The organism is Lignipirellula cremea, from assembly GCF_056501455.1.
In genome coordinates, this window is sequence record NZ_CM151415.1 from 6031748 (window position 1) to 6044804 (window position 13057).

The following is a 13057-nucleotide window of genomic DNA, read 5'->3' on the forward strand; positions in this document are numbered from 1 at the left end:
TCCCCGACTGGATGAGGTGGCTCTCGCTCTGTTCGCTGCTGGGATGGGCGATCTGGTACAGCCTGTTCCGCGTCGCGCCGGTAGCGTTCCGCCGGATCCATCCGGAGTACGCCGCGCGACTGATCGAAGGCGATCGGCCGCAGTACAAGAACAGCCTGCTCAACCTGCTGAGCCTGGAGCGAGAGAAAGCCAACGTTCCCCCCGAGGCGCTCCGTTACCTGCGGGCTCAGGCCGAACAGGACATCACGCGGGCGCCGGTGGAGGTCGTCGTCTCGCCTCGCCCCGCGTTCTTCATGGCCTGCATCCTGGTCGGTCTGGTCGCGATCGGCGCCGTGGCGACCGCGCTCGCGCCCGATCGCATGCTCGCCGGCGCGACGCGCCTCGCCGCGCCCTGGTCGGAGGTCGTCCCTCCCGCGCGGGTGGAGATCCTGGCCGTGCGACCGGGCGACGTCGAGGTTCCGCTGGGCTCTACGGTCACGATCGAAGCGGAGATCGTTCGCCTATCCGCGAAGGACGCCATCGCCGTCGTCTATTCCACCGACGACGGCCAGTTCGTCGACGTCCGCGTCCCGATGGAGAAGGCCGAAACTCCCGATACGTGGAAGGCGACGTTGCCGGAGGTCGGAACCGACGGACTGCGGCGTTCGCTGACGTATCGCGTTCAGGCGGGCGACGCCGGTTCGGCCACCTTCGCGATCAAGGTCGCTCCGCAACCCACGCTCGTCGCGGACGAGGTGCGGTACGAGTACCCGGCTTACACCCGTCTGCCCGCGCGCATCGAACGCCAGCCCTCGACGCTTCGCGCGCTCGAAGGAACCCGGGCGACGCTCTCGCTCTCGTCGAACGTGCAGATCGGCGCCGCGCGACTGGACCTCTATCGCGCGTGGCCCGACTTCGCGGGCAGCGCCGCCCCCACGGTCGCCCGCACCGTGACCGCCACCGCGACGGAGCGTACCGCGTCGGCCTCGTTCGCGATCGCCATGACCGCCGACGCGTCGAAGAGCGAATATGCCGCCGTCGTGCCGCGCATGACGGGCGAGACGGGCCTCGTCAACGATCCGCTCGCCATTCCGATCGAGGCCTTCCGCGATCTGCCGCCCGAGGTGACCTGGCGGGCGCCGCTGTCCGACAAAATCGAGACGCCGCTGAATCGCTCGGTCGAGTTGCAGTTCCAGGCGCTCGATCCCGACTTCGGCCTGCAGCGGGTCGAATGGTTCGGCCTGCGAGGGGAGAGCGAACTCTTCCGCGTGCCGTCGCTCGATGAGCCGCAGACGAGCCCCGCGCCGCGCACGTTCCGCGTCCGCTTCACGCCCGACCTGTTCGGCTTCAAGCAGGGCGATCGGGCGCGCATCGCGGTCGACGCGTGGGACAGCCGAACGACCGTCGACGGATCGCCCGGCTACCAGCGCACACGATCGACGTTCATTGAAGTCACGATCCTGCCTCCGGCGCCGGGCGAAGACCCGCACGCGGAGAAGGCGCCTGCTGCCGGCAACGGCGATCCGAACGGTGACGAAGGCGCCGCGGGCGAAGGCGGAGGCGAATCGCAGGAAGGACAGTCCGGCGCCGGCGGCGGAGGGGGTTCGTCAGGCGGACAGGGCGATAAGGGTTCTTCCGGAACGACCGGAACCAACGCCTCCAGCGACGAAGGCGAAGGCCAGAGCGACGGCGCCGGCGAGCAGAGCCGCAGCACGGGCAACTCTTCCGGCGGAGGCGAAGAAGGCGAGTCCTCCGAGGGCGAAGGCACCTCGGACGGCGCTTCCGGCGGCGGGGGTCCGTCGGGCGAAAGCCAGAACTCGAACGGCCAGGGCGGCATGCCTTCGGACGGCGCCGGCGCCGCGCAGGGGGCGGGCGCGATGCCGACCGACCCGTCGCAGATGCCTCCCGGCGAACGCGATCCGAACGCCGAGCCCTCCCAGGGCGAACCCAACGGCGAAGGCGAAGCAAACGGCGAAGGGGCGACCGGCAGCGGCTCGCCCGCCGGCGGCAACCCGCAGAACGCGAACGGCCAGGGGGAACCGTCAGGCGATCCTTCGCAAAGTCCCGCAGGCCAGGATGCGCAAGGCGAAGGCGCCCAGGGCCAGAACGCACAGGGTCAATCCGCGTCGAACGGCGGGAAGCCGAACGACGGCGGCGGCATGCCCCGCGGCGAGGGCGCTAACTCGCAGGGAGCGAACGGTCAGCCTTCGCAGAACTCCGAAGGCCAACCGCAGGGAGAGCCCAGCCAGGGCGAGCCGAACGGCCAAGGGGGTCCGCAGGATCCGTTGCACGACGGCGAAGCGTTCGAAAAGATCCTCGAGAAGCTTCAGAACCAACCGCAGCAGGGCCAACCTCAGCAGGGTCAACCTCAGCAGGGTCAACCTCAGCAGGGTCAACCTCAGCAGGGTCAACCTCAGCAGGAGCAGCCGCAACAGGGCCAACCTCAGCAGGGCCAACCTCAGCAGGGGCAGCCGCAACAGGGTCAGCCGCAACAGGGTCAGCCGCAACAGGGTCAGCCGCAACAGGGTCAGCCGCAACAGGGTCAGCCGCAGCAGGGTCAGCCGCAGCAGGGTCAGCCGCAGCAGGGTCAGCCGCAGCAGGGTCAACCTCAACAGGGCCAACCTCAACAGGGGCAGCCGCAACAGGGGCAGCCGCAACAGGGTCAGCCGCAGCAGGGTCAGCCGCAGCAGGGTCAGCCGCAGCAGGGTCAGCCGCAGCAGGGTCAGCCGCAGCAGGGTCAGCCGCAGCAGGGTCAACCTCAACAGGGCCAACCTCAACAGGGTCAGCCCGGCGCTGAGCAGGGCGCACAGGCGGACGATCAGCCAGGCGCCGAGGGCGCTCAACCTGGCGCCCAGGGCGAAGGCCAACCGGGTTCGCAGGGCGGCAAGCAGCCGGGCGCGCAGAGTCCGTCGGGCTCCGGTTCCTCCGGCCAGCAGACCGGCGCGGGTGCGCAGTCGCAGGAAGCAAACCCTTCGGGCGCCGGCCCCTCTCAAGAGCAGGCGCCGGATCAAGGCGGCGCCGAACAGAATCAGAACGGACCGGAACAGCAGGGCGAACAGGCCGCTGCGCCGAACGAACAGGGCGAGCGAGGCATGCCTGCCGGCGGCGGCGAGCAGGGCGAAGGAGGCGCCGGCGAAGGCCAGGCGGGCGGCGAAACGTCCGGCGAAGCAGGCGGCGCCCCGAAGGAATCGCCCCAAGGCGAAGGCGCCGCGGCCGGATCGAAGGGGGACGCCGGCGGAGCCTCGGGCGGCAAGCCGGGTCAAAGCGGCTCGAAGAGCGACTCGGGCGGCGGGGGCTCGACCGGAGGCTCCAGCGCCGCGGGCTCGATGGGCGAAGGAAACGACGCCGCGACGACCGGCGAAGGGGGCGTGAACCCGGCGACGACCGAACTTCCGCTCCCTCCGGGCGAGAAGGCGAATCTCGAATACTCCAAGCAGGCGACCGATCTGGTCCTGCGATACCTCGAAGACGAAGAGCGCCGCCGCGATCCGGCGTTGCTCAAGGAACTCGGCTGGAGCGACGCGGAGATGGAATCGTTCTTCGCCAAGTGGAAGGCGATGAAGGAGGCCGCCGATTCGCTTCCCGAACCGGGCGAAGCGACGCCGTCGGGAGAGTTCGAGGACGCCGTGCGTTCTCTGGGACTTCGTTCCCGCACGACCGCCCAGCGCTCGGGGACTGCCCGCGACGACTCGGCCTCCGGCGACCAGATCGACGGCGCCGTGAACCAGCCTCCGATCGAGTACCTCGAACAGTTCCGCGCCTTCCAGCGGGCGAGGAACCGGTAGAGCGACGGATGTTCGGTTCCGCCCTTCGGAATCATTGGGCCGAAGCGAAAGGAGTATTCCCGGGTGCCATGGCTGGCTTGTCCAGCCGTGCGAAATTCTCGTTCGAGCGACGATCCGGGTTCGTTCGTCGGCGAACCCGTTCGTGGGGTTGAGAGCCGATCGCTAAGGCACGGCTGGACAATCCAGCCCTGGCACGCAAGTCTTACGGATCCAGCCGGATCGACGAACGAGTTCGCTCCGTCCGCGATCTTTCTCCAATGACGTTCACCGCATGAAGTCGAACGCCCGTCGTTATCTCGTCGGTTTCCATCCGAAGCGAAACCCGCACTTCTTCGCCGACGTGCTCATCATCGGCGGCGGACTGGCGGGGCTGCGGGCGGCGATCGCCGTCGACCCGTCGCTGACCGTCGTGGTCGCCACGAAGGACCGCCTGCGGGAATCGAACAGCCAGTACGCCCAGGGCGGCATCGCCGGCGTGCTCGATCCCGAAGACCGCTTCGAGGATCACGTCGAGGACACCCTCTCCGCGGGCGGCACCCTCTGCCATCGCGACGTCGTGGAGAAGGTCGTCCGCGAGGCGCCCGAGCGGATTCGCGAACTGGTCGGCTGGGGGACGCAGTTCGACGAGGCGGACGGCGCCATTTTGCTGGGTCGCGAAGGGGGGCACAGCCATAACCGAATCGCCCACGCGAACGGCGACTCGACCGGCAAGGAGATCATGCGGGCGGTGATGCAGCGCGTCCGCGAACTTCCCAACGTGATCGTCTGGGAGAACAGCTTCACGATCGACTTGCTCACCGACGACGAAGGCTGCCGCGGCGCGATCGTCGATCTGCCGTCAGGCGGGCCGACCCTCGTCTGGGCCAAGCAGACGATCCTCTGCACGGGCGGCGCGGGGCAGGTCTATCGCGAGACGACGAATCCGCCGGTCGCGACCGCCGACGGCCAGGCGATCGCCTTCCGCGCGGGCGCCGAAGTTCGCGATATGGAGTTCATGCAGTTCCACCCGACGGTGCTCTACATCGCCGGTTCGTCGCGCAGCCTGATCACCGAAGCCATTCGCGGCGAGGGCGCCTACCTGCTCGATCGCAACGGCCACCGGTTCATGCAGGATTACGATCCGAGGCTGGAACTAGCTCCCCGCGACGCGGTCAGCCGGGCCATCTTCAGCCAGATGGAGAAGACGCGGCACCCGAACGTCTACCTGAGCCTGCGACATCTCGATCCCGATCTGGTGCGACAGCGCTTCCCCGGCATCGACGCCACGGTTCGCGACTTCGGCTTCGACGTGACGCGGGATCTGATCCCGGTCCGGCCCGGCGCTCACTACATGATCGGCGGGGTCACCGTCGACATGGACGGACGGACCACCGTGCCCGGTCTGTGGGCCGCGGGCGAGGTGACCTCCTCGGGCCTGCACGGGGCGAATCGTCTGGCGTCGAACAGCCTGCTGGAGGGCCTCGTGTTCGGCGCGCGGGCGGGCGAGCAGGCTTCGCAGGCGGCGCTCGATTCGCCCGATTCGTTCGTCGTGTCGCCGATTCAGGCGGTCGCTCCCAAGCCGAGCGAGGCGACCCTCGACGTCGACGACCTGACGCGGGCGCTGAAGGCGCAGATGTGGCGCTCGGTCGGCGTCCGACGCGATCGGCCCGCTCTGCAAGAGGCCGACGAACAGTTGGCGACCTGGTCCTTCTTCGCCCTGTCGCAAACCTTCTACGCCCACGCCGGCTGGGAACTGCAAAACCTGCTGCAGGTCGGCACCCTGATGACTCGGGCCGCGCTCCTCCGCGAAGAGACTCGCGGCGTCCACTGGCGGGCCGACTTTCCCGATCTCGACCCTTCGTTCGAGCGCCACATCGCCTTCTCCGGCGGCGCCCTCGATCCCGTCGACACGACCATGCCTGCGCTCAAGCAGGAAACGGCGTGAGCGAAGGCTCGGTCGGCAAGGATTCTTCCGTCCGCACGACAGGTAAAGTCGCCCGGGCGACAGGTCGGCGTCTCTACCGCTCGATACCGCCGCATGAGTTGCGGGCGATCGCGGTGCGGCGGCGCTTCCTTTCGCTGGCGACGGTCGAACTCCTACATTCGATTCTGCTGACGATCTTCCTCTGCGTGCGGCACGCCGTCGTCACGTCGCCGCACCGACACGCTCCGATCTCTTCGGTGTCGGACGAAGCGTACGGTCTGTTGTTCATGGCCGGGCAAGTCGGCGTATGGGTCGGCCTGATCGCGATGTTCCTCGCCGGCAGACGCCTGCTGGAGACGACCGACGCGAGCCGAGTCGGCCTGAAGACGCTGGGTCTGCTGATCCCGGGGCTCAACGTGTTCGTCGCGCTTTCGATCCTCCGCGACGCGAAGCGGACGCTTCTCGATCGAGGCGTGCGCTTCCTCTGGCTCGGCTGCGACTATTCGCGACCTGACGCCGACTGGACCGCTTTCGTCCTCCGCGCGAGCCCATCCTCGCTCTCGCGTCTTCCCGTCGACGACGATCCGAACTGGATCTTCCGGAGCGCGACCCCGGAAGCGATCGTCCCCGAGCAGCCGAGCGGCTGGCTGTCGCTTCGGGACCTGAAGTCCGTCTCGGCAGGTCGTCGCTCGATCGTCCTGTTTCTGGCCGTTCAGATCGCGGGAGCGATGCTGTGCGGCGTCGCGGCCGCGCTCGATCCGTATAGTCAATTCATCGTCCTGAAGGACCTAACGCTGTTCGAGGGCCTCTCGATGATCGCCTGCCTGGTCCTCGGCGCCGCCGCGATCGGAACGCTCCTCTCCGGCATCCGCGTCATGGAGGCGCTGCGTTCGTCACGCTTCGAGTACAAAACATGCGGATTGATCTTCCCGGGCTCGAACGTCGTCGTCTCGATCCTGATCCTTCGCGAGGCTCGGCAGGCGCTCGAAGAGCGAAGCGTCCGCGTCGGCTGGCTGCGGTCCGACTTCTCCCGAGCCGTCGAGGAGGAAATCACGCTCGCCTCCGTGGTCGAACCATGAGCGAAGAGGACAATCCCTATCGATTCACCGGCGGCGCGCCTGAAGAACCGACGACAGCGTCGGAGATTCGCCGGCGTCTGACCCTGGCGGAACTACGAAGCATCTCTCGTGGGAGACGCTATCTCGCCGCGCTCGCGGGAACGATCTGCGGATGCTGCGCAACGTTTCTCTTCGTCCATTATCTGGTCTGGGCCCACGGAAAATCGGTCCAGGGCGTTCCCCATGGCACGTCGCTGCTGCACGATGTCGCGGGCATCCTCTGCTTGATCGCCGTGGTCGGCCTCTACGTCGTCGGCACGAAGATGATCCCGCTTCTCGACCGACGCGTCGCATGGCTGGAGTCGATCGGGCTGCTTTCTCCCGGAACGAACGTGTTCCTGGCGCTGCTCCTGATACGCGACGCGAAGCGAACGCTCCTCAGGCACAACGTCCGCTTAGGGTGGCTTAAGGACGACTTCTCCCAAGCGGACTCCGAACGCTCCTTCTGGCGACCCAGTTCGCTATGACCGACGACGCGAACAATCCCTATCGCTTCGCCGCGGTCGAAAGCGATCGCGAAGACGGCGACGACCCTGAGTCGCCCTTCCGGCAGCCGGAGACGGGAAGAAAGCTGAGCGCGAACGACGTCCGGATCCTGGCGTCCTCGCAGCGAGGCCTCTGGATCTGCGCGGTTCCGCTGGCGCTCTGGTCGTTCGTCTGGGTCGTGACGGCCGTCGCTCCGATCGAGGCTCCGGCGGCTTTCGCCAGCATTCCTGAGGGACAGCAAGCCCTCGTCGCGGCGCTGTTCGGGGCGATGGGCCTCGTCGTGCTGGTCGCGTGGGTCGGCGGCCTGGTCTTCGTCCTCGCGATCGCGTCGCGCACGCATCCGACCTGGCTCGGCTTCGTTCTCTGGTTCGTCGCGATGTACCCGCCGATCCTGCTGCTGATGCTGCCCTACCTGCAATCCCGGGCGGCATGGGCGCTGAACCGGCACGGCATCCCGGCGAACCTCTTCGGCGCCGACAGGAAGTCGCTTCCGAAAGCAGGCGCTCAGCCGCTCCCTTCGACGCCGACGCCATGACCGACGACGGGAATCCGTATCGCTTCTCCGGCGACGACGCAGCGAGCGCTCTGCCGGCCGACGGTTCGCTGGGGACGTACGTCCGTCCGAGCGGTCCGCCGATCCTGTCGCCGCGGGAGATCCGTCGCCTGGCGTTCGATCGCGGGTGGTTTCTGATCGCGTTCCCGCTGGCGATCGCCTGGACTTTCGTGGACTCGTACGTGCTGCCCGCAAGCGTCGTCGAGCGAGTCCCGGTCAATCCGCAAACGGCGCGCGAGATCGTCTGGTCGTTATCGCTCGCCATGCATGCGCCGGCGGCGATCCTCGCCTACCGCATGCAGGCGTTCTCCAACCGTTCGCGTCTGGCCGCCTTCATCCTCGCGGCGCTGATCTGCGTACCGCTGATGAAGGTGGTCGTCGCGTTCTTCCTCCTGCGCGACAGCCGGCAGATCCTCCGGCGGCACGGCATCCGAATGGGCCTGTGGAAGGTCGCGCACGGCTCGCTGCCGGGCCCGGGCGCGCGATGAGCGTCGCTTCGGCGGAAAGCCCCGGCGATTCGACTGCTTCGGCGTCAAATGAAAAAAGCCCTCGACGACGATCGTCGAGGGCGCAGAGCAGGCCTTCCGCGCGGGCCTACTTCACGAAAGAGACGGCGTAGTAGAAGTACTGCTGAGCCAGGTCTTCGTACGCCACGGCTCCGGAGACGACGTCCATGATCGTCTGCAGCTTGGTCGGGTTCTTCTGATAGGTCGGCAGGAGATAGTTGTAGATGGCCTGCTCGTAATTGCGCGACGCGACGGCCATATCGCCCGCCATGACGACCCAGTCCCGGTAGCCGTACTCGTAACCGTAGTAGCCGTAGTAGAAGCTGGAGTAAGCGTACTCCTGGCCCTTGGTGAAGGAGCCCTGGGTCGAGGCGTCGCCGTATCCGTTGTACAGAGCGATCTGCCGGGCGTAGTCGCAGTACTGCCAGCCGGTGTAGCTGAGCGTCGCCCCGGTCATGGAGTAGATCTTGAAGTACTCCATCGGCGTCTTGCTAGCCGGACGCTTCGGGCCGTTCGGACCCTTCTGAGCGAAGGCGTCGCTCGAGAACGCCGACAGAGCGATCACCGCGATCAGCGCGGGCAACAGGACTTTTCGAAACATCGATGCGGTCTCCGGAGACGGGGGCTTAGCTCGCTCGGGGGAAGCGGCTGCCGGCCCCCTCGCGTCGTCGTTCTGGAAGAGTGACGCGAAGCGAGCGCCGAGAAGCGCCCCACGCCCGTCCCTTCCTGCCGACGAAGCCGGTTCCCGGCGCCTCCAGCGCCTTCCCGATACGCCTCTGCTGTCGCGTTCACCCGGTATTTCGCGGGTTTTCGCAGCCTTTCTCCCGTCGTCAGAGGTCGCGGAAAAACTCTCCGCCCGCGGCTGGATCGGGCCCGATCGCGGAAACCGGACTTGCTCGCCGCGTGGCGAAAAGCGAACGGACGTTGCCGGGGCTCACCGGTTCGTTGCGTCAAGTCTCACCAGGAAGCGCTCGGTTTTCGGGTGGCGCCGGTTGTCTCAACCGGCGCGGGCGTAGCCCGTCGGAGGCCTCAGATCGCGTATGAAACAAAGTCGCCGTCTCGCTTACAAAAGCGCCGGAACCGACCCGGGCGAATGCGGCCCGGCTGCATGGGTTCTGGCACGCCCTTGAGGCCTCCGATCCGCTGCGCGGACGCTGGTTGGAGACAACCAGCGCCACCCGACGCTTTCGACTTGCCTCCCGACCGACAGCTTCCGGGCAATAAGCCAAAAGGGATGCAGCGACGCCCCCGAACTTTCCTCCGCTCCCGCTCAGGTTGTTGGCGGACGGGAAGAGACGATAATGTCGCGAGATGCGCCGGCCTCCCCTGCCCTCCCCTCGCTTCTGAGAGGGGCCGGAACCGCCGGTCGCGACGCTCTCTCCCCGACTCGCAACTGCCGCCCTGAAAGCATGGGCGTCGCATCGAAAGGCTCGCATGTCCGCCGTCACCGCCGATCGGATCGCGCTCGTCAAGGAGCAGCTCGCCGCCGCCCGCGAGGCTGGCCTGATGTCGGAATCGTCGGTGCGGAACGTGGAGATCTGGCTCGATCAGCCGCTCTACGCCCTCGCCGTTCCCGAGATCGTCGCCCACGTCGAACAGGCGAAGTGGAAGGAGCTCGACGCGGCCTTCCTGGAGGTCCTTCCCTTCGGCACCGGCGGGCGCCGCGGGCGGATGTACCCCATCGGATGCAACCGCATCAACGACATCACCATCGCCGAGAGCGCCCAGGGCCTGGCCGACTACGTCCGCGAGATTCTGCCGACCGAGTCGGGCCTGAAGTGCGCGATCGCGTACGACGTCCGGCACAACTCCCGGCGGTTCGCCGAGCTCTGTGCGGAGGTCATGGTCGCCGCCGGGTTCAAGGTCTTCTTCCTGGAAGACTATCGCAGCACGCCGGCGCTCTCGTTCCTGGTCCGGCTCAAGGGGTGCCACTGCGGGATCATGGTCACCGCCAGCCATAACCCCCCCAGCGATAACGCGGTCAAGGTTTACTGGTCGACCGGCGGACAACTGGTTCCGCCGCACGACAGCGCCGTGATCGAACGGGTGAAGCGAGTCAGCAAGATCGAACGCGTCCCGTTCGAGGAAGCCCTGCAGAAGAGCGACGTCATCTACTGTGCGGACGAAACCGATCGGGCGTACGTCGAAGCGGCCAGCGCCCAGGGCTTCCCCGGTCCCCGCGACGCGAAGATCATCTTCTCCCCGCTGCACGGCGTCGGCGCCTCGGCGGTCGTTCCGCTGCTCGCCCGGGCGGGCTTCAAGGAGGTCGAGATCTACGGCCCGCATGCCGAGACGCATCCCGACTTCCCCAACGTTCCCGGCCACAGCAGCAACCCGGAAAACGTCGCCGTGTTCGACGCGATCGTCGCGCACGCGAAGCAGACCGGCGCCGATCTGATCCTGGCGACCGATCCCGACGCCGATCGCATGGGCGCGGCCGCGCCGGTGACGACCGATACCGCCGGCGAGTGGAAGACCTTCACCGGCAACCAGCTCGGCGCCCTGCTGACGGATTACATCTGCGAATCGAAGAAGAAGGGGGGCGGTCTCTCCCCGAAGTCCTACGTCGTCAAGACGCTCGTCACGACGGAGATGATTCGCAAGATCGCCCACTCCTACGGCGTCCGGACGGAGGGCAACCTGCACGTCGGGTTCAAATGGATCGGCGAACGGATGGACGAGGTCGGTCCCGAGGGCTTCGTCTTCGGATCCGAAGAGTCCCACGGCTACCTCGTGGGAACCTACGCCCGGGATAAGGATGGCGCCGTCGCCTGCATGCTGATGGCGGAACTCGCCGCGCAGCTCAAGAGCCAGGGCAAGTCGCTGCACGAGAAGCTGGACGATCTTTACTGGCAGCATGGCCTGCATGCCGAGCGACTGATCAACCTGGGCATGGAGGACGGCGAACCTGGCGCGCGGAAGAAGGCGGCTTTGATGGCCATCTTCCGCGAGCAGCCCCCCGCGACGCTGGGCGGCATGGCCGTCGCGACGTCGCTCGATTTCGAGAATCAGCGCGCCTTGCCCGAGCGAAGCTCGACGAAAGAATATGCCTGGCCCCCCCGGGCGGACATGGTGATTCTGGAGCTGGCCGAGCCGGGGAATTACCTCGCTGTCCGCCCGTCGGGGACGGAGAATAAGGTGAAGATCTATCTCTTCGCCTGCCTCCCTGCCGAGCAGCTTTACGACCTGGACGTGCAGAAGGCCGAGCTGGAAACCCGCCTCGACGCCCTCTCCGCCGACCTCGCCGGGATGCTGAAGAGCCTGTAGGGGCGGGGCGAAAGCGTGACGCGGAAGCTCCTCTTTCGTAGGGTGGGTCTTGACCCACCTGTCGTTCTCACTGCGATTCGACACGGATTCGCGAAAGGCGCTTTGCGCTGCCTACGATCCCGACGAATCCAAGGCTTTTCTTCAACCGCCGGTAGCAGGCACCTTTCAACTCTAAGGATCGTCGAACCATGTTGAAGTTGTCGAGCCAGTCTTGTGTCGGCTTCGCGGGAACGCTCGTAGCCCTGCTCTTGTTCGCCTCGGCGGCGTATGCCCAGCCGCAGTTGATCGATAAGGAAGGCAGCGACGCTTCGAAGGCTGCCCAAGAAGACGGCGAGAAGGCCCCGGGGTTTTTCATTCCCGTTCCTGAGGCCAAGGACTGCGTTTACGACCACATCCGCGAGCGTCTCTACGTCACGACCCTCAAGCAGCTGGTCGTGGTCGACATGAAGGAGCGCAAGGTCCTGGAATCGATCGACCTCCTGGGCAATCTCCAGGGCATCGACATTGCGTCCGAAGCCAAGTTTCTGGCTATCGCACCCATCGAGGGGGAATACGTCTACAAGCTGAACCTGGACTGGAAGACTGCCGATGACATGGAATTCATTCGGATCCGATACAAAGCCGGACACGGCGAGCTAGGCGTATTCAGCGTCGGAGTCGGCGCCGACGACTCGATCCTGTTCTCGACCACCTATTCCGGTTCGGGCGGAGTGACGCTGCGCAGGATCAATCCGGATGACTCGGTCGAGGAGCTCGGCAGAGTCAGGATGGATTCTGTCATCGCGGTCAGCGGCGATCGTCGGACGGCTTTCATCGGCGAGGGAAACACTAGTTCCGGAGCGCTTCATCGGTACGACTTCGCAGGCAAGTCCTTGATCGAGCTGGCCAATCTGCAGTGCTTCTACTACGAGTTGGCTAGTTCCGCCGATGGGTCGCGCATGGCCCGCCCTGAGGAAGACGGATGCCACCTGTACGACGCGAAAGGCGGAAAACTCGGCACGCTTAGCGGAGCCCCCGTCATCGCTGCCGCATTCAATTCGAAGTCCGATTCGCTCTATGTAATGCGGCACAACCAACTCAGCATTCAGGAGTACGGCCCAGACGGTAAGCTGCTCGCCGATTCCTACCCTCTCGACAAGCCTCTGGTTATCGAAGGGGACGTGCGCAGCACGGTGATCGCCAATCTCCATCCCGTCGGTCGGGATTCGGTCATGGCTAATTTTCGGCGGGTCGTGAACGTCAACTTCTCGATGTACGAATCGGGCCGACTGCGCGTTTCCGAAGACGGCAAGTCGCTGTGTGCCGTGGTGCCGACGGGCGTCTACATCTTTCCCGTCAAGGAGCGCGAAGCGCAGGGGACGACTTCCAAGCCCAGGGTGAAGATCATCGACAAGTGAGTCAGACGCTTGAACGCTCTCTCGCCGGCTGCGTGCAGACGAAGATTTTCGCTGTCGACGGAC

General features: G+C 66.3%; 9 protein-coding genes. 8 read left to right on the plus strand and 1 reads right to left on the minus strand.

The genetic code is table 11. The features are described 5' to 3' along the window. Nucleotides 1–2055: 2055 nt before the first annotated feature. From SH602x_RS23735 to SH602x_RS23760, 6 genes are all read left to right on the plus strand, one after another. Nucleotides 2056–3351, plus strand: coding sequence for a pentapeptide repeat-containing protein (locus SH602x_RS23735; protein ID WP_479477137.1), 1296 nt, complete (start codon nt 2056–2058; stop codon nt 3349–3351). A gap of 684 nt (nt 3352–4035) precedes the next feature. Continuing rightward, complete coding sequence (gene nadB / locus SH602x_RS23740) at nt 4036–5688, plus strand: L-aspartate oxidase (RefSeq protein ID WP_479474628.1); 1653 nt, start codon at nt 4036–4038, stop codon at nt 5686–5688. Continuing rightward, nucleotides 5685–6746 (plus strand): hypothetical protein, encoded by a 1062-nt coding sequence (locus tag SH602x_RS23745; protein ID WP_479474629.1) that lies wholly within the window; start codon nt 5685–5687, stop codon nt 6744–6746. The genes nadB and SH602x_RS23745 overlap by 4 nt, the downstream gene beginning before the upstream one ends. After that, nucleotides 6743–7252, plus strand: coding sequence for a hypothetical protein (locus SH602x_RS23750; RefSeq protein WP_479474630.1), 510 nt, complete (start codon nt 6743–6745; stop codon nt 7250–7252). Before SH602x_RS23745 ends, SH602x_RS23750 begins: the two co-directional genes overlap by 4 nt. Continuing rightward, on the plus strand, nt 7249–7806 hold the full coding sequence (locus SH602x_RS23755; protein ID WP_479474631.1) for a hypothetical protein: 558 nt from the start codon (nt 7249–7251) through the stop codon (nt 7804–7806). Before SH602x_RS23750 ends, SH602x_RS23755 begins: the two co-directional genes overlap by 4 nt. Next, nucleotides 7803–8312: a hypothetical protein gene (locus SH602x_RS23760; protein ID WP_479474632.1), complete on the plus strand. Its 510-nt coding sequence runs from the start codon at nt 7803–7805 to the stop codon at nt 8310–8312. Before SH602x_RS23755 ends, SH602x_RS23760 begins: the two co-directional genes overlap by 4 nt. Nucleotides 8313–8418: 106 nt before the next feature. Here the strand turns inward: SH602x_RS23760 and SH602x_RS23765 are convergent, their stop codons facing one another. Next, nucleotides 8419–8931 carry a hypothetical protein gene (locus tag SH602x_RS23765; RefSeq protein ID WP_479470638.1) on the minus strand — a complete coding sequence of 171 codons (513 nt, stop codon included), beginning with the start codon at nt 8929–8931 and terminating at the stop codon, nt 8419–8421. Between the two features lie 833 nt (nt 8932–9764). Between SH602x_RS23765 and SH602x_RS23770 the strand changes: the two genes are divergently transcribed. Continuing rightward, a complete protein-coding gene (locus SH602x_RS23770) occupies nt 9765–11597 on the plus strand; it encodes a phospho-sugar mutase (RefSeq protein WP_479474633.1) in 1833 nt (610 codons plus the stop codon). Between the two features lie 188 nt (nt 11598–11785). Then, the gene (locus SH602x_RS23775; RefSeq protein ID WP_479474634.1) at nt 11786–12994 is read left to right on the plus strand and encodes a YncE family protein; all 1209 of its coding nucleotides are present in this window, start codon (nt 11786–11788) and stop codon (nt 12992–12994) included. Nucleotides 12995–13057: the final 63 nt, after the last annotated feature.